This window comes from Roseateles asaccharophilus, from assembly GCF_031458115.1.
Classification (GTDB): domain Bacteria; phylum Pseudomonadota; class Gammaproteobacteria; order Burkholderiales; family Burkholderiaceae_C; genus Pelomonas; species Pelomonas asaccharophilus_A.
The window spans coordinates 255,626-272,188 of record NZ_JAVDXV010000003.1; the positions used below are offsets into that span (position 1 = coordinate 255,626).

A 16,563-nucleotide genomic window follows, 5' to 3' on the forward strand; every position below is an offset into this window, starting at 1 on the left:
GGCCTGTGGCTCGTGGTCGTGCTCGCCTGCCTGGCGCACAACGCCTGGTACTGGGGCGTGCACAAGGGTGCGCCCGTCACCGACATGCTGGCCATGCTGCCGCGCGACGAACAGCGTCCGATGGCGGCGCAGGCCACACAGGCGCTGGCCGACGCCGGCGCGCGCCGCATCACCGTGCTCATCGGCGGTGGCGAGGCAGTGCAGGCGCAGCGTGCAGCAGATGCCTTTCTGCAGGCGCTGGGTGACGTGCCGGCGAGGCATCGGGTCGATGCGTCCGACCAGCAGGCCTGGCTGCAGCTCTTTGCGCCGGTACGCGCCGGCCTGCTGACGCCGCAGGCGCGCGAGCGGCTGGCCAACGCGTCAACCGACGAACTGGCCGATCAGGCGCTCGCCGCGCTGTACCAGCCCGTTGGCGGCCCGCGCGTGGGCGCCTGGGCCGACGACCTGCTGAACCTTTTCAGCCAGTGGCTGGCCGAGCGCGGCCAGAGCAGCCGTGTGCGTGTGCAGGACGGTCGGCTGATGCTGGCCGACCCCGCCACGCCCGATCATCACTACGCGTTGGTGCTGATCGAGCTGCCGGGCTCGGGCTTCGAGGTCGGCGCGCAGCAGGCGCTGCAGCCGCGTCTGGAGGCCGCCGTGCAGGCGGCGCGAGGGCAGGGCGCCAAGGTCATCCGTGCCGGTGTGCCGCTGTTCGCTGCGGTGGCGGCCGAGCAGGCGCAGCGCGAGATCCACACCATAGGCGCCGGCTCGCTGGTGGGCATCGTCGCGTTGACGTTGCTGGCCTTCCGCTCGTTGCGCCCGCGCCTGTTGGTGGCGTTGTCGATGGCCGTGGGGCTGCTGGTCGCCACGTCGGTGAGCCTGCTGGTATTCGGCGAGCTGCATCTCGTGACGCTGGTGTTTGGCGCCAGCCTGCTGGGCGTGGCCGAGAACTACGGCAGCAACTACTTCAGCGCGCGGCAGGGGCTTGCGGCCCATGAGCGCTGGACGATGCTGACGCGCCAGATCCCCGTCGTCACGCTGGCCATGGCGACGACGGTGATCGGCTATGCGTTGCTGGCGCTGCCGCCGTTCCCGGGGCTGCGGCAGATTGCGGTGTTCTCGGCCGTCGGGCTGGTGGCGGCCTTCGTCACGGTGCTGTGGTGGTTCCCGCTGCTGGACGGCAACGGCCGCATGGCGCCCACGCGCTTCGCCGACTGGCTGGGCTCGCGCCGCGCGCTGTGGCCCAGCTTGAGAGGCCGCGGCATGGCGGTGCTGTTCGTGGCGTCGGCGCTGCTGATCGCGGCCGGCGCCAGCCGCCTGCGTGTGGACGACGACATCCGCCAGCTGCAGTCCGCGCCCGCCTCGCTGATCGCCGAGCAGCGTGAGTTCGCGCGGCTGATGCAGGCGCCGGGCTTGGCGCAGTTCTTCGTCGTGCAGGGGCGTGACGAGCAGGAGCTGCTGCAGCGCGAAGAGACGCTGACGGCGCAACTGCGCGGCATGCGGCTGGGCGTGCAGGCCGTCAGCGACTGGCTGCCGTCTTTGCAACGCCAGCACGCCGATGCGGCGCTGGTGTCGCTTCGTGCCGTTGAACTGCGCCCGGTGCTCGCCGAGCGGCTGGGGCAGCCCGTCGCGGCAGCCGCCGCAAGCGCTGCCGAACTCGCGCCGGCCGACTGGCTGGCCAGCCCCGCCAGTGAGCCCGTGCGTGCGCAGTGGCTGGGCCGGCTGGGCGATGGCGTGGCCAGCGTCGTGCTGCTGCGCGGCGCCGAGTCGGCCGACACGCGCGCCGCGCTGGCCGCGCTTAATCTTGCTGGCGTCACCTGGGTCGACAAGGTCGGTGAGGTCAGCGGCCTGCTGGGGCGCTACCGGCAGCTGATGTCGGGCGTGCTGGTGTTGGGCTTCGCCATCACCTGGGCCGCGCTGGCCTGGCGCTTCGGCCTCGCCTCATGGCGGGCACTGGCGCCCACCGCGCTGGCCTGCGCACTGACCGTGGCGCTGCTGGCCCTGGCGGGCCAGACGCTGCAGCTCTTCCACATCCTGCCGCTGCTCATCCTGCTGGGCCTGGGCGTGGACTACGGCATCTTTTTGCTCGAACAACCGGGCCGGCACGAGATCCGGCCCTTCCTGTCGGTGACGCTGGCCGCGGCATCGACCTTGCTCTCCTTCGGCCTGCTGGCGCTGTCCGGCACGCCGGCCCTGCAGGCCTTTGGCCTGACCCTGCTCATCGGCGTGTTCCTCGCCTGGTTGCTCACCCCACTCTTCCTGCCACCCCATGCTTGAGACCAAACGTTTCTCCCCCCCCAAGCAGCGCGCTTTCGACGCCCGCTTCGAGGCCCAGAAGATCGCGTTCGGCCCGGTGGTCTTCCACTGCGTGCGCTATGCGTGGAAGCGCGGCATGTTGCAGGCGCTGGGCGAGGCCGGCGAGCGTGGCGTCACGCTGGACGAACTGGAGGCGAGCGGTCGCTGGAGCCGCTATGCGCTGAAACTGGTACTGGAGTCCTGTCTGTCGGCGGGTGTCGTGCTCATCGAGGGCGGCCGCTGGCAGCTCGACAAGACCGGCTTCTGCCTGATCTCCGACGACATCACGCGCGTCAATTACGACTTCATCCACGACGTCTGCTACCGGGGCTTGTTCGAGCTGGAGCGCTCGCTCGACGCCGGCAAGCCCCTGGGCCTAATGCACCTGGGCGACTGGTCCAGCATCTACCCCGCGCTGGCCGACCTGCCAGAGCCCGCCAAGTCGAGCTGGTTCGCGTTCGACCACCACTACTCGGACACCTCGTTCCCCGACATCCTGCCCGACGTGTTCGCCACCGCGCCGCGCCGGTTGATGGACATCGGCGCCAACACCGGCAAGTTCAGTGTCGCCGCGCTGGGCTACGACGCGCGCGTGGAGCTGCACCTAGTGGATCTCCCGCAGCAACTGGCCGTGGCCGACGCCAACCTCGCGTCCCAGAGCCTGCGCGGGCGCGCACAGTTGCATCCTCGCAACCTGCTGGACGCCGCCACGACGCTGCCCGGCGGCATGGACATGGTGTGGATGAGCCAGTTCCTCAGCTGCTTCGGCGAGGCTGAAATCGCCCGCATCTTCCAGCGCGTGGCTGACTGCCTGGCCGACAACGGTCAGGTGCTGGTGATGGACACCTTCTGGGACCGCCAGCGCTACGACATCGCGGCCTATTGCCTCATCAACACATCGCCCTACTTCACTGCGATGGCCAGCGGCAACAGCAAGGTCTACGAGAGCGCCGACTACGTCCGCCTGGCCGAAGCCGCCGGCCTGCGGCTGCTGACCGCGCGCGACGGCATCGGCTATTGCCACAGCCTGCTGAGGTTTGCACGCGCATGAAACGTCGCTTGCTGCTGAGCGCCGCGCTGCTGGGCGGGTGCGCCAGTGCGCCGCCCAAGGCCAGCGGCCTGCCGCAGCTGCGCCTGCCTCCCGCCGCGCTGGGCGAGGCGCGCTGGGCGCTGAGCCAGCGCCTGTCCGTCACACGACTGGACCGGCCCGATGCGGCGCCGCAAAGCGTCGAGGTGCAGCTGCAACTGGATTCGAAGGAGCTGCTGCTGGCTGGCTTTGCCTACGGCCAGCGCGTGCTGCTGATGCGCTGGGACGGCGCGGCGTTGCAGGTGCAGCGTCACCCCATGCTGCCCCCCGAGGTGGACACCGACCGCATGCTGCGTGACCTGTGCCTGAACTTCTGGCCTCTTGAGGCCGTGCGTGCCGCCTTGCCGGAAGGTTGGGCCTGGGTGCAGACCGCCGCCGGGCAGGAGCTGCGACAAGACGGGCAAGCCCGGCTGACGCTGCTGCGCCCGAGCGCCAGCATCGTGGAGATCGTCAACATGGCGGAGGGCTACCGCTTGGTCATCGAGTCGCAACCGCAGGAGGGTGCATGAGGCTGTACCTGCAGGCCCCCGGCGTCATCTGCGCTGCTGGTGCCGGCCTGGCCGCGCTGCGTGACGCGGTGTTTGCCAGCGAGCCGGGTGGCGTGGCTTTGAATGGCGCGGTCTGGCCGGAGCATCAGCTGCACTTGGGTGCCGTGCACGCGCCGCTGCCGCCGGTCGAGCACCTGCCACTGCCACAGCGCAGCCGCAACAACGCGCTGCTGCTGGCCGCGCTGGAGCAGATCCGCGATCAGGTGGACAGCGCAATAGCCCACTATGGCGCGGACCGCATCAGCGTCGTGCTCGGCACCAGCACCTCCGGCATCGGCGAGAGCGAAACGGCGCTCGCCGCACTGGACCGCGACGGCCAACTGCCGTCGGGCTTCCATGTCGAGCAACAGGAGCTGGGATCGCCCGCGCTGATGCTCGCGCAACTGCTGGGGTTGGGTGGGCCGCGCTATGTGGTGTCCACCGCCTGCTCGTCCGGCGCCAAGGCGCTGGCCAGCGGTGCGCGGCTGCTGAAGGCCGGTTTGTGCGACGCGGTGCTGGTAGGCGGCGTGGACGCGCTGTGCGGTATGACGGTGGCGGGATTCACGGCGCTGGAGTCGGTGGACGCCGCGCGCTGCCGACCGATGAGCGCGACACGCAGCGGCATCAACATCGGCGAGGGTGCGGCGCTGTTCGTGCTGAGCCGTGAGCCGTCTGCCGTGCGGTTGTCGGGCTATGGCGAAAGCTCGGACGCCCACCACATCTCCGCGCCCGAGCCCACGGGTCGCGGCGCGCTGGCGGCCATGCGCGAGGCCTTGCAGCGTGCCGGCCTGGCGCCGGCCGACATCGGCTACCTGAACCTGCATGGCACGGCCACGCCTCAGAACGACGCGATGGAGAGCCGCGCGGTGGCCGAACTGTTCGGGCTCGCGCTGCCGTGCTCTTCCACCAAACCGCTGACCGGCCATGCGCTGGGCGCGGCCGGCGCCATCGAGGCCGCCATCGCCTGGCTGACCGTGTCCGGCGACGGTCGCCTGCCCGTGCATCACTTCGACGGCCAGCGCGATGCCGAACTGCCCGCCATCGCGCTCGTCATGCCCGGCCAGCGGCTGCCCACCGCTCCGCGCCATGTGATGAGCAATTCTTTTGCCTTCGGCGGCAACAACGCGTCACTGGTGCTCAGTCATGACTGACAGGTTTCCGCCCATCACCGAGCTGGTGCCGCACGCCGGCCCCATGTGTCTGCTCGACCGCGTCATCACCGCCGAGGGCGAGCGGCTGAGCGCCGAGGTGGTGGTGCCGGCTGACGGCATGTTCAGCCAGGACGGCGGTGTGGGCGCGTGGGTCGGTATCGAGTACATGGCCCAGGCCGTCGCCGCCTGGGCGGGATGGCAGGGCCGTCAGGCCGGCGAAGCGCCGCGCATCGGCCTGCTGCTGGGCACGCGTCGCTACCGCTGCAGCGTGCCGCGCTTTGGGGTGGGCCAGCGGTTGCAGGTGGATATTGCGCGCGCCTACCAGGCCGACAACGGTCTGGGCCAGTTCGAATGCCGCATCCACGCGGATGGTATGGAGCTGGCCAGTGCGACGTTGACGGTGTTCGGGCCTGAAGACCCGAGCGCGTTCTTGAATGGAGAAGAAGCATGAAGACGGTGCTCGTCACCGGGTCGTCCCGCGGGATCGGGCGCGCAATTGCGCTGCGCCTGGCGCGTGATGGCTACGACCTGGTCCTGCATTGCCGCAAGGAGCGCGAGCAGGCTGATGCGGCTGCGGCCGAGATCGCGGCGCTGGGCCGCACGGCACGCGTGCTGCAGTTCGACGTGGCCGACCGCGACGCGGCGGCTGCGGCTTTGCTGGCCGATGTAGAGGCCCATGGCTGCTATTACGGCGTGGTCTGCAATGCCGGCATCGCCCGCGACGGTGCCTTCCCGGCGCTGACCGGCGAGGACTGGGACGCCGTCATCCACACCAACCTCGACGCCTTCTACAACGTGCTGCAGCCGCTGACGATGCCGCTGGTGCGGCGCAAGGCGCCGGGGCGCATCGTCACGCTGGCGTCAGTGTCCGGGATCATGGGCAATCGCGGGCAGGTGAACTACAGCGCGGCCAAGGCCGGCATCATTGGTGCGACCAAGGCGCTGGCCGTGGAACTGGCCAGCCGCAAGATCACCGTCAACTGCGTGGCGCCGGGCCTCATCGAGACCGACATGATCGACACCGGCCTCGTCGAGGAAGCGCTGAAAATCATTCCCGCCAAGCGCGTGGGCCGGCCCGAAGAGGTGGCGGCGCTAGTGAGTTTTTTGATGAGTGACGACGCGGCCTACATCACGCGACAAGTGATTTCGGTCAACGGGGGGATGGTGGGATGAGCAAGAAGAGAGTCGTCATCACCGGCATCGGTGCGCTGTCGCCGCTGGGGCATGACGCCGAGACCGTGCTGGACAGTCTGCGCGCCGAGACCAACAAGGTGCAGCGCATTCCCGAGTGGGCCGGCTATGAGGGCCTGAACACCCAGGTGGGCGTGCCCTGCGCGCCGTTCGAGCTGCCCGCCGACCGTTACAACCGCAAGAGTATGCGCAGCATGGGCCGCGTGGCGCAGATGGCCACGCGTTCGGCCGAGTTGGCGTTGGAGCAGGCTGGCCTCATCGGTGACCCGCTGGTGACCAGCGGCCGGCTCGGCGTCAGCTTCGGCAGCTCCAGCGGTACACCCAGCGCCATCGGCGACTTCGGCCGCATGATGAGCGCCAAGAGCATCGAAGGCATCAACGCCAACACCTACGTGAAGATGATGTCGCACACGGCGACCGTCAACATCGCGGTGTTCTTCGGCATTACCGGCCGCATCATCACGACCAGCAGCGCCTGCACCTCGGGCAGCCAGGGCCTGGGCTATGCGTACGAGGCGGTGCAGAGCGGCAAGCAGGTCGCGATGCTTGCAGGAGGCGCTGAGGAACTGGATGCGACGCAGGCGGCCGTGTTCGACACGCTGTTTGCCACCAGCACCAAGTACAACGACCAGCCGCGCACGACGCCACGCCCCTTCGACAAGGACCGCGACGGCCTGGTGCTGGGCGAGGGCGCCTGCACGTTTGTGCTGGAGGAGTACGAGCACGCCAAGGCGCGCGGTGCGCAGATGCTGGGCGAGATCGTCGGCTACGGCACCAACTGCGATGGCACGCACGTGACGCAGCCGCAAAGCGCCACGATGGCGCAGGCCATGCGGCTGGCGCTGGAAGATGCCGGCCTGCCCATCGGCGCCATTCCGTATGTCAACGCGCATGGCACGTCCACCGACCAGGGCGACGTGGCCGAAAGCCAGGCCACGCAAGCGGTACTGGGCCCGCGCACGGCCATCTCGTCGCTGAAGAGCTACATGGGCCACACGCTGGGCGCCTGCGGCGCACTGGAGGCGTGGATGACGCTGGAGATGATGAAGGCCGGCTGGTTCGCGCCGACGCTGAACCTGCAGCACGTTGACCCGCGCTGCGGCGAACTGGATTACGTGCTGGCCGGCGGTCAACGGCTGGACACCGAATTCGCGATGTCTAATAACTTCGCGTTCGGCGGCATCAACACGTCGCTGATCCTGCGCCGGCTTTGAGCCGGCATTTCAACTAGAGCAAAGAGAAAGCAAGAGGGAGGAATCTATGGCCAAGTTTGGCTTGCCGTCGCGTGGGTTTTTGATGGCTGTTGCGAGCGTGTCCGTGTTGACGGCTTGCGCGATCAAGCAACAGGTTCAGTCGGTTTCTGGGCTGGCGTCTGACGAGATCTGCGTGATCAAGACCGCCGACGTGCGCGCTGGTTTCGAGGAAGCGCTGGCAAAGAGCATTCGCGCTCAGGGCTACAAAGTGAAAAGCCTGCCCAGCGGCTCGTCCATCACCGAGTGCCCCACGACCGTCACCTATCGTGCCAACTGGCGATGGGATCTGGCGCTCTACATGGCCTTCGCCGAGATCCGTGTTTTCAAAGCGGGGCAGGACAGCGGGTCGGCCGTGTACGACTCGACATCCGGTGGCGGGAACATGAACAAGTTCATCGATGCCGACAAGAAAGTCGCGGAACTGACGACTGCCCTGCTTCCGAGGCGTTGACCTGCACGCGCACCGTTCTGGGCTACCGCGGTTCACCGTGGTGGCGTTTTTGGGCGATTGATCTGGAGAACTCATGCAAATCAAACATCTGACCTTGGCTGCCACGTTGCTGGCTTGCAGCGTCGTCGCCCACGCGCGCGACACCACGCTGCATATTCCTCTCGCGGATGTGCTGGCCATGCCCGAAGCCAAGGGCAAGCTGGACCCGGACTTCAAGTTCTTTCTTGCGGGCCAAGCCACACCCAAGGTGGTCAAACGCTTTTCCGAGGGAGTCAGCAACCCCAAGACCAACGGCGTCGGCAAGACGGACGAGTTCGGCTGCAAATGGGCCGCACTGAGCGCGCTGATCAACCTGCAGAACAGTGCCAAGCGCGAGGGGGCCAATGCCGTCGTCGACATCGTGAGCTATTACAAGAAGGTCGAGTACAAGAACGCGACCAACTTTGAGTGCCATGCCGGCGCCATCATCATCGGCGTGGCGCTGAAGGGCACCTACGCGCAGGTGGAGTAAGCCCGGCGTCTTGCTGGTGTGAGCCTGCTCTGTCTTCTGGCCGCGGAGCCCGAGCTGCTTGCCGGTATGGCAGCGCCAGGTGACTGGCTGACGCCGACCGAGCAGGCGCGCTTTCAATCACTGGGCAGCACCGCGCGCCGCGACACCTTCCTGGCCGGTCGCTGGCTAGCGCGCCGGGCTGTCCAGCGTTGGCTGCAGGTGGAGGTGCCACCCGCGCTGGCCATCGCCGACAGCGGCGCTTGCGTCGTCGACGGCGTTCCCCACGTGCAGGTGTCCATCAGCCACAGCTCGGGCATGGTGGCCTGCGCCGCGAGCGATGTTCCGGTCGGCGTCGATCTCGAACGCCTGGGCCGTCCGCGAGATCATTTGGCGCTGGCCGAAACTGTCCATGGCATTGCGCAGCGCGAGCAGCTGGTCGCGTTGCCGGCCGCGGCGCGTGAGCTGCCTTTTCTGACCTGGTGGACGCTGAAAGAGGCGTGGCTGAAGGCGCGCGGCCGCGGCCTGGATTTCGCGCAGATGCGTGCGCTCGTGTTCGACGATGGCGATGCCCAGGCCGATGTGGCCGTGACCACGATGCGCGACTTCGTGCTGGCCGTTGCTTGCGTGGAGGTGCTGCCGCTCCGGATGGATGGCTTGCCCGACGCCGCGTGGTGCCGCAGTCGCGCGCGCCTGGTGCCTTAGCCGGGCTTGCGCGCGACGACGTTGAGCAGCGTCTCTTCGCGGTTTTTCGGCAGTCCGAAGCCGAGCCACTCGCGGGCGCCCAGGTCCGAGCGGCTCCACCACAGGTATGGCGTGCTGATGCGGTCCGCATCGACGTGGAAGCCCGCATCGCGGATCAACGCCAGGAACTCCTCCGCGCTGCGCTGCACATGCATGGGGTGGCGGAACAGCAGCCGGATAACCCAGCTGTGGATGTAGGCACGCGTGCTCTCCGCCAGCAGCAACATGCCGCCCGGCTTGAGCACACGGAACACCTCGGCCAACGCCGCGGACTGATCAACGATGTGGTGCAGCGTCTGGTGGCACAGCACGATGTCGACCGACGCGTCGGGCAGCGGGATGCTCTCGGCGTGTGCGGCATGCAGCGTGACGGGCACCGGACAGGCCTTGGCCATGGCGCCCACGCGGGCTTCGAAGTCGGGCTCGGGGTCCAGCGCGTGAATCTGCGCCGGCGCGAAGCGGGTCGCCATCTCGGGCAGCGAATGGCCCTGGCCGGTGCCGATGTCCAGCATGACGCCACCGCGGGGCGCATCCGGCGCCAGGCGCTGCAGGTCGGCCAACGCGCGCCCCAGCACATGCACGCGCCAGGTCGGCGTCGACAGGAACCACAGGCCGAAGCGGGTTTCCGGCACGAAAGCCAGTTTCTGGGAGGACGGAGCGCTGGCAGAGGTCATCGCGGCGGGCGGCGCGCAGGGGGCCGAAAAATGAGTCGGCGATGATAGGGCTTTGCCTGCTGCGCGCGCCGTTTTCACATGAACTCCGAACCTTCCAGCATCACCCTGCAAAGCCCCGATGGCGCGTCCGCCACCATCGCGCTGCATGGCGGTCATCTGCTGTCCTGGCTGCCCGCCGGTGGCGTCGAGCAGCTCTACCTGTCCCCGCGCAGCGAGTACACGCCCGGCAAGGTCATACGCGGTGGCGTGCCGGTGTGCTTTCCGCAATTTGCCGAGAGCGGGCCGCTGCCCAGGCATGGGTTCGCGCGCAAGCTGCCGTGGGAGCTGGTGAGCCAGCAGCAGGGCAAGGACGACGCGTTGGCCGTGCTGCGCTTGCGGGACAGCGATGCGACACGCGCCATCTGGCCGCATGCGTTCGAGCTGGAGCTGAGCGTGCGCGTGGGCGGGCGCAGCATCGACATCGAGCTGGCCTGCGAGAACCTGGGCGACACGCCCCTGCAGTTCACGACTGCGCTGCACACCTATCTGCGCGTGGCGGATCTGGATGCCGTCAGCGTCGAGGGGCTCGCCGGCCTGCGCTATTTCGACGCCGTGAAGCAAGCCGACGCGCTGCAGCGCATGGACCTGCTGCTGACCGGCGAGAAGGGCGTGCTGGACCTGGACCGCATCTACTACGGCGTCAAGGAACGGCCACTGCTGGTCACCGAGGATCGCCGCCAGGTCGTCGTGCGCGCCCAGGGCTTCGACGATGCGGTGATCTGGAACCCCGGTCCCGAGCGCTGCGCCCAGCTGGCAGACATGCCGCCCGACGGCTGGTCGGAGATGCTGTGCGTGGAGGCCGCCTGCATTGGCCGGCCCATCGAACTGCAGCCGGGCGAGAGCTGGGTGGGCCGGCAGTCGCTGGAACTGGCCTGACCCCCTAGGCTGACGGACCGGCGTTGTCCGGTTCGAGGTGCGGCGTGCGTTGGAGCGGGTGACGAGCTGTTTCGTTGCCATGCCCCGAGGCCCGCATGAAGACCACCCTGTCCCCGCTGCTGTTGTCGCTGACCCTGGCGCTGTCCGGGGCCGCAGCCCAGGCCGCTGGCACGCCCTATCTGGGTGTCGCCATCTACCCCGGCACGCCGGGCTATACGGTCACGTACAACGGCGAGGCCTATCCCGGAAACACCCGCTACAACCCCGATCCCGACCATGTGCTGAAGGCCAGCTGGGCCAACCAGCAGGGCACCAGCGGCTTGATGGCGGCGGAGCTGGGGCGGTTGCGCGTCGCCGAGTTCGGCGCGGGCCGCGCAACGGCGGCGGACGGCAGCATGTTCGGTCTCGGCGGCAGCCTGCGCGAGGCTCGTTTCGAGGACCGCTTCTTCATCAGCGGCGCGGGGCTCGACGACAACACGGTGGTGCGCATCGCCTACCAGCTGCACGGCAGCGCGGGCGGCCGCATCGAGACCAATGTGGATCAGGGCGGCGTGGGGCGGCTGGATGTCAACGCCGAGCTGGCGATGATCGTGGGCAGCCGGGGCGTTTCGGTCAAGGAGCACACCTGGGCCACGCACGACGTGCTGGCGGGCGGCCAGCAACGCAACACGCTGGCCCACTCCGACCTGTTCGACGTGACGGCCACCGGCTTCAGCATGAGGCTGGGCCCCGCGCTGTTCGGCAATCGTGAGTTCGACCTGTCATGGCGGCTGTCGGTGTCGGCCCAATGCCTGTTCTCGTTCGCGACCGTGCACCCCAGCCAGCCGCAGCCGGTGGGCGGCTGCAGCTACAGCGCCGACTACGGCAACACCGCCAGCTTCATGGGCATCAGCCTGTACGACGGAGCTACCGGCGCGCTGCTGGATCCCGCGACCTATGACGTGCGCTCGGCCAGCGGCTTCGACTATGCGCAGGGCTTCGCCGCGCCGCCGGTGCCCGAACCGCAGACCTGGGCGCTGATGGCGCTGGGCCTGGGGCTGCTGGGTTGGCGGGCGCGTTCGAAGCGGGAGTGCCCGCTGGGATAATCCCGCGGATGTTCGCCCCGCTGAAAAACGACACCTTCCTGCGCGCCTGCCTGCGCCAGCCCACCGACCACACGCCCGTCTGGCTGATGCGCCAGGCCGGCCGCTACCTGCCCGAGTACCGTGCCACGCGCGACAAGGCCGGCAGCTTCATGGGGCTGGCGACGAACACCGACTACGCGACCGAGGTCACGCTGCAGCCGCTGGAGCGCTACCCGCTGGACGCGGCCATCCTGTTCAGCGACATCCTGACCGTGCCGGACGCGATGGGCCTGGGCTTGAGCTTCCAGCAGGGCGAAGGCCCCAAGTTCGCGAAGACCGTGCGCGACGAAGCGGCCGTGGCCGCGCTGGAAGTGCCCGACATGGACAAGCTGCGCTATGTGTTCGACGCGGTCACATCCATCCGTCGCGCGCTGAACGGCCGCGTGCCGCTGATCGGTTTCTCCGGCAGCCCCTGGACGCTGGCCTGCTACATGGTGGAGGGCGGCGGCTCGGACGACTACCGCCAGGTCAAGAGCCTGATGTATTCGCGCCCCGATCTGATGCACCGAATGCTGGACGTCAACGCCCGCGCGGTGGCCGCCTATCTGAACGCGCAGATCGAAGCCGGCGCTCAGGCCGTCATGCTGTTCGACTCTTGGGGCGGCGTGCTCGCGGACCGCGCCTTCCAGCAGTTCAGCCTGGCCTATTCGCGCCAGGTGCTGGCGGCCGTGAAGACCGAGCATGACGGGGTGCGCATCCCGCGCATCCTGTTCACCAAGGGCGGCGGCCTGTGGCTGGACGAGATCGCCGATGCCGGCGCCGACGTCGTGGGCCTGGACTGGACGATGAACCTCGGCGCGGCGCGCGCTCGTGTGGGCGACCGCGTGGCGCTGCAGGGCAACCTGGATCCCAACGTGCTGTTCGCGCCACCCGAGGCCGTGCGTGCCGAAGCGCGCCGCGTGCTGGACAGCTTCGGTGCGCACCCGGGCCACATCTTCAACCTGGGCCACGGCATCAGCCAGTTCACGCCGCCGGACAGCGTCACGGCACTGGTGGACGAGGTGCACAGCCACTCGCGCCGGCTGCGTTCGGGGCTTTGACAGATCGTCAAATCTGCACAGTCCCCAGGGACTTATCCCCAAATATTGGGATGCGAGCGGGCGCGGCGAAGAATGGTGCGGTGCAAATACGCGTTTTCCCGAGGCGTTGCTAAGTGATTGATTTTGAAGGGCCGTTTGCGCGAGCGTCGAAGCGCCACTTCGGGGCGTCGTGCGCGACGCTCGCGCACGACAACGATGGTCAACGCGATTTGCTCACAAACTTATCCACAGAAATTGTGGGCAACCTGAGATCCCTTGCAAATCATGAGCTTGCGATGGTTTGCTGAGCCGGTACTTCACAAACCCTGCGGAGCTGTCGGTGGCTGACGCGGCAGCGCCTTTCGTGCTGCGCGTCGCGGTGGATGCGCCCCAACATAGTGGCCTGAGCGGCCCGCTTGACTACGCGAGTGAGCAGGCGCTCACGCCGGGTTCGCTGGTGCGGGTGCCGCTGGGCAAACGCGAGTTGCTGGGTGTCGTCTGGTCGGGCGAGTCGTCCCCCGCCGCAGGCCTGGCCCTGAAGCCGCTAACGGCCGTTTTCGACGCGCTGCCGCCGCTGGGCGATGACTGGTGCCGGCTGCTGGACTTCGCGGCCGGCTACTACCAGCGCAGCGTGGGCGAACTGGCCAGCGCGGTGCTGCCACCGCAGCTACGTGAACTGTCGCCCGAGCAATTGGCGGCCCGGCTGCGCAAGCTGGAGCGCAAGCCGGCCAAGGGGGGCGCGGTCGAACCGGTGCGGCCGGATTTGGCGCCTGAACAAGCCCAGGCGGTCGAACGCATCGCGGCGCGCATCGCGGGCGATGTGGCCATCAAGCCGGTGCTGCTGTTCGGTGTCACGGGCAGCGGCAAGACGGAGGTCTACCTGCGCGCGGCAGAGGCCGCGCTGGCGGCGGGGCGGCAGGTGCTGGTGCTGGTGCCCGAGATCAACCTGACGCCTCAACTGGAGGCCCGTTTCACAGAGCGCTTCGCGGCGCTGCTGCCCGAACCGCTGGCCATCGTGTCGCTGCACAGCGCGCTGACGCCGGCGCAGCGCCTGCAGAACTGGCTGGCCGCCCACCTGGGCCGGGCGCGTCTGGTGCTGGGCACGCGGCTGGCCGTGTTCGCGTCGCTGCCCGACCTTGGGCTGATCGTCGTCGACGAGGAGCACGACCCGTCCTATAAGCAGCAGGACGGCGCGCGCTACTCGGCGCGCGACCTGGCCGTGTGGCGGGCGCACGACCTGAAGGTGCCGGTCGTGCTGGGCTCGGCCACGCCGTCGCTGGAGAGCTGGCAGCACGCCGAGTCGGGTCGTTATGAGCGCGTGACGCTGGCCAGCCGCATCGGTGGGGGTGCGCTGCCCAAGGTCAAGTTGTTCGACATGAAGGCGCTGCCGCCGTCCGCCGGCGTGACGACCGCGCTGACCGCACCGCTGCTGGCCGAACTGAAAAGGCGGCTGGAACGCGGCGAGCAGAGCCTGGTGTTCCTGAACCGCCGCGGCTACGCGCCGGTGCTGCACTGCGGCGAATGCCAGTGGAAGAGCGACTGCCCGCATTGCAGCGCGTGGCGCGTGTTCCACAAGCGCGACAGAACGTTGCGCTGCCATCACTGCGGCTTCACGGAGCGCGTGCCGCAGGCTTGCCCCAACTGTGGCAACCACGACATTGCGCCCATTGGCCGCGGCACCGAGAAGCTGGAAGAGCAGCTGACCGAGGCGCTGCCCGGCGCGCGCGTGCTGCGCATCGACGCCGATTCCACGCGCCGCAAGGGTGAGCTGGAGGCGCAGCTGAAAGCCGTGCATGACGGCGAGGTCGACATCCTGGTCGGCACGCAGATGGTGACCAAGGGCCACGACTTCCGGCGCATCCGCTTCGTGGCGGCCGTGAACCCGGACGGGGCGCTGTTCAGCAGCGACTTCCGCGCCCCTGAGCGGCTGTTCGCGTTGCTGATGCAGGCCGGCGGCCGCGCGGGGCGTGATGCCTCAGGGGAATCGCCCAGCGAGATGTGGGTGCAGACCTGGCATCGCGACCACGGGCTGTACCAGGCGCTGGCGCGGCACGACTACGAGCGCTTCGCGCGCGACCAGTTGGCCGAGCGCCAGTCCGCCGGTCTGCCGCCGTTCGCGCACCTGGCCTTGCTGCGCGCCGAGGCCCGCACGGCGGAGGCGGCCAAGGCCTTCCTGACCGCGGCGGCGGAGCTGTTGCAGGACAGCCACGTGCTGGTCTACCCGCCGGTGCCACACGCCGTGGCGCGCGTGGCGGATGTGGAGCGCATGCAGATGCTGGTGGAAGCCAGCCAGCGCGGGCGGCTGCAAGCCTTCCTGCGCGATTGGGTGCCGGCCTTGATCGCTCTGAAGCGCGAGCACAAGGCCGTGCTGCGCTGGGCCGTAGATGTCGACCCGCTGGCGATCTGAGCCGCTCAGCGGCGCGGCGCGCCGTGGAGCGTGCTGGCCAGCGCGACCGCACGACGCTGTTGCGCACGGCGGCGCAGCGCGCCGGGTGCCAGCAGCATGCCGCCGAGAGCGACCAGGCACAGCGCCAGGCTGCCGGGTTCCGGAACGCTGGCGCGCAGGCTGACGTTGTCGAGGTTGCCGCCCAGGCTGTCGCTGGTGCCCACGGAGGCGAAGCTCAGCAGGTTGCGGCCGGCCTGCGCCGTCACGGTGTAGCGGTGCAGCGACCAGTCGTTGCCGCTGCCGCCCAGGTGGGTCAGCGTGTCGCCCAGCTGCACGCCATTCCAGAACACCTGGAGGCCGTTGGTCGACGCCGCCTGGAACTCGCGCGGGGAGTACCAGAAGTTCAGGTCGAAGCGGGCGCCGGCCGCCAGGTCGTTGAGGTACTGGCCGATCAGCGTGTTGCCTGTCGTGTCCAGCTCGATGAAGTTCTGGCCGTCCTGGGCTTGGCCCACGACGTTGTTGCGGACCTCGAAGCCCGTGCCGGGGCCGTCCAGCCAGATCCAGCCGGGCGTGGTCGAGACATTGACCCAGCTGCCGTTGGCGACGGTGGTGCTTTCGAAGCTGCCGTTGACGAGCAGGTTGCTCGTGGGTGCCGGGGCGGCGACGGTGGTTGTGGCACAGACGGCCAGCGCGAGCAGGGGCATGAGGCGTTTCATGGCCGCGATTCTTCGGCCAGTCCCGGCAGGCGCCGGGTGCAGACTTCACGCCTGCTTCTGCAGCCCCCTCAGGCGGGTGTGCGGCCTGTGGCGCAGTTCACGCCGAGGAGTTCAGCGCTGCGGTGTGTGGGGCAGGGTGGCGGCCAGCGCGGCGGCGCGGCGTTGCTGTTCCTGGCGACGCAGCGCGCGCGCCAGCGGGCGGAACAGCATGTAGCCGAGCACGCCCAGGCCCGCCAGCAGCATGCCGGCATCGACGTTCGTGACGAGGGCGCCTTGGCTTCCGTCGATCTCGGCCGGGGCCTGGCCCTCGGCCCAGCGGCCGCCGTTCAAGGCCGTCAGCCCGGCGGAGCCGAAGCGGCCCGCGTCCGCCACCACCGTGGTCGCGCGCGAGTCCAGCCCCGATTTGGGCTGGGCGTCAGGCGTGGCGCCGGCCAGTGCGGAGGAACTCAGGGCAGCGAGGGCAACAGCGAGGACAAGGGCTTTCATGATGCGGGCTCACCGTGAAACTGAAGGGCTGGAACGCATTGTTCGCAGCGTAGCGTGGCCAGGGTGTGAAGACTTCAC

17 protein-coding genes are annotated in these 16,563 nt (G+C 68.8%); 14 read left to right on the plus strand and 3 right to left on the minus strand.

All coding sequences use genetic code 11. The annotated features are described in order from the left end of the window. Positions 1-18: 18 nt before the first annotated feature. The 10 genes from J2X21_RS09595 (at position 19) to J2X21_RS09640 (ending at position 9,126) form a co-directional block, all read left to right on the plus strand. Positions 19-2,256 carry an MMPL family transporter gene (locus J2X21_RS09595; RefSeq protein WP_310327771.1) on the plus strand — a complete coding sequence of 746 codons (2,238 nt, stop codon included), beginning with the start codon at positions 19-21 and terminating at the stop codon, positions 2,254-2,256. Next, entirely contained in the window at positions 2,249-3,325 is a 1,077-nt protein-coding gene (locus tag J2X21_RS09600) for a class I SAM-dependent methyltransferase (RefSeq protein WP_310327775.1), read from the plus strand. Before J2X21_RS09595 ends, J2X21_RS09600 begins: the two co-directional genes overlap by 8 nt. Further along, positions 3,322-3,870, plus strand: a complete 549-nt coding sequence (locus J2X21_RS09605; RefSeq protein ID WP_310327777.1) for a DUF3261 domain-containing protein — start codon at positions 3,322-3,324, stop codon at positions 3,868-3,870. Before J2X21_RS09600 ends, J2X21_RS09605 begins: the two co-directional genes overlap by 4 nt. Then, the gene (locus J2X21_RS09610) at positions 3,867-5,039 is read left to right on the plus strand and encodes a beta-ketoacyl-ACP synthase (RefSeq protein ID WP_310327780.1); all 1,173 of its coding nucleotides are present in this window, start codon (positions 3,867-3,869) and stop codon (positions 5,037-5,039) included. The genes J2X21_RS09605 and J2X21_RS09610 overlap by 4 nt, the downstream gene beginning before the upstream one ends. Next, positions 5,032-5,490 carry a hotdog family protein gene (locus J2X21_RS09615; RefSeq protein WP_310327783.1) on the plus strand — a complete coding sequence of 153 codons (459 nt, stop codon included), beginning with the start codon at positions 5,032-5,034 and terminating at the stop codon, positions 5,488-5,490. Before J2X21_RS09610 ends, J2X21_RS09615 begins: the two co-directional genes overlap by 8 nt. Then, positions 5,487-6,212 carry a 3-ketoacyl-ACP reductase FabG2 gene (locus J2X21_RS09620; RefSeq protein WP_310327785.1) on the plus strand — a complete coding sequence of 242 codons (726 nt, stop codon included), beginning with the start codon at positions 5,487-5,489 and terminating at the stop codon, positions 6,210-6,212. The genes J2X21_RS09615 and J2X21_RS09620 overlap by 4 nt, the downstream gene beginning before the upstream one ends. After that, complete coding sequence (locus tag J2X21_RS09625; RefSeq protein ID WP_310327787.1) at positions 6,209-7,444, plus strand: beta-ketoacyl-ACP synthase; 1,236 nt, start codon at positions 6,209-6,211, stop codon at positions 7,442-7,444. The genes J2X21_RS09620 and J2X21_RS09625 overlap by 4 nt, the downstream gene beginning before the upstream one ends. A gap of 46 nt (positions 7,445-7,490) precedes the next feature. Next, positions 7,491-7,934 carry an Sbal_3080 family lipoprotein gene (locus J2X21_RS09630; RefSeq protein WP_310327789.1) on the plus strand — a complete coding sequence of 148 codons (444 nt, stop codon included), beginning with the start codon at positions 7,491-7,493 and terminating at the stop codon, positions 7,932-7,934. A 73-nt stretch (positions 7,935-8,007) separates the two neighbouring features. Further along, positions 8,008-8,445: an excinuclease ATPase subunit gene (locus J2X21_RS09635; protein WP_310327791.1), complete on the plus strand. Its 438-nt coding sequence runs from the start codon at positions 8,008-8,010 to the stop codon at positions 8,443-8,445. A gap of 18 nt (positions 8,446-8,463) precedes the next feature. Next, a complete protein-coding gene (locus tag J2X21_RS09640; protein WP_310327792.1) occupies positions 8,464-9,126 on the plus strand; it encodes a 4'-phosphopantetheinyl transferase family protein in 663 nt (220 codons plus the stop codon). Here the strand turns inward: J2X21_RS09640 and J2X21_RS09645 are convergent. Then, the gene (locus J2X21_RS09645) at positions 9,123-9,839 is read right to left on the minus strand and encodes a class I SAM-dependent methyltransferase (protein ID WP_310327794.1); all 717 of its coding nucleotides are present in this window, start codon (positions 9,837-9,839) and stop codon (positions 9,123-9,125) included. The two genes, J2X21_RS09640 and J2X21_RS09645, sit on opposite strands and share 4 nt — an antisense overlap. A gap of 78 nt (positions 9,840-9,917) precedes the next feature. On the opposite strand from J2X21_RS09645, the gene J2X21_RS09650 reads away from it, so the two are divergent. The 4 genes from J2X21_RS09650 to J2X21_RS09665 all read left to right on the plus strand — a co-directional run bounded on the left by J2X21_RS09650 (position 9,918) and on the right by J2X21_RS09665 (position 15,304). Continuing rightward, positions 9,918-10,754 carry a D-hexose-6-phosphate mutarotase gene (locus J2X21_RS09650; RefSeq protein WP_310327796.1) on the plus strand — a complete coding sequence of 279 codons (837 nt, stop codon included), beginning with the start codon at positions 9,918-9,920 and terminating at the stop codon, positions 10,752-10,754. A gap of 95 nt (positions 10,755-10,849) precedes the next feature. Beyond that, complete coding sequence (locus J2X21_RS09655; protein WP_310327799.1) at positions 10,850-11,839, plus strand: PEP-CTERM sorting domain-containing protein; 990 nt, start codon at positions 10,850-10,852, stop codon at positions 11,837-11,839. An 8-nt stretch (positions 11,840-11,847) separates the two neighbouring features. Beyond that, the gene (hemE, locus tag J2X21_RS09660) at positions 11,848-12,918 is read left to right on the plus strand and encodes a uroporphyrinogen decarboxylase (RefSeq protein WP_310327802.1); all 1,071 of its coding nucleotides are present in this window, start codon (positions 11,848-11,850) and stop codon (positions 12,916-12,918) included. 319 nt (positions 12,919-13,237) lie between these two features. Further along, the gene (locus J2X21_RS09665) at positions 13,238-15,304 is read left to right on the plus strand and encodes a primosomal protein N' (protein ID WP_310327805.1); all 2,067 of its coding nucleotides are present in this window, start codon (positions 13,238-13,240) and stop codon (positions 15,302-15,304) included. Between the two features lie 5 nt (positions 15,305-15,309). Here J2X21_RS09665 and J2X21_RS09670 read toward each other — a convergent pair whose 3' ends face one another. Further along, positions 15,310-15,999 (minus strand): PEP-CTERM sorting domain-containing protein, encoded by a 690-nt coding sequence (locus J2X21_RS09670; RefSeq protein WP_310327810.1) that lies wholly within the window; start codon positions 15,997-15,999, stop codon positions 15,310-15,312. A 111-nt stretch (positions 16,000-16,110) separates the two neighbouring features. Beyond that, entirely contained in the window at positions 16,111-16,485 is a 375-nt protein-coding gene (locus J2X21_RS09675; RefSeq protein ID WP_310327812.1) for a hypothetical protein, read from the minus strand. Positions 16,486-16,563: the final 78 nt, after the last annotated feature.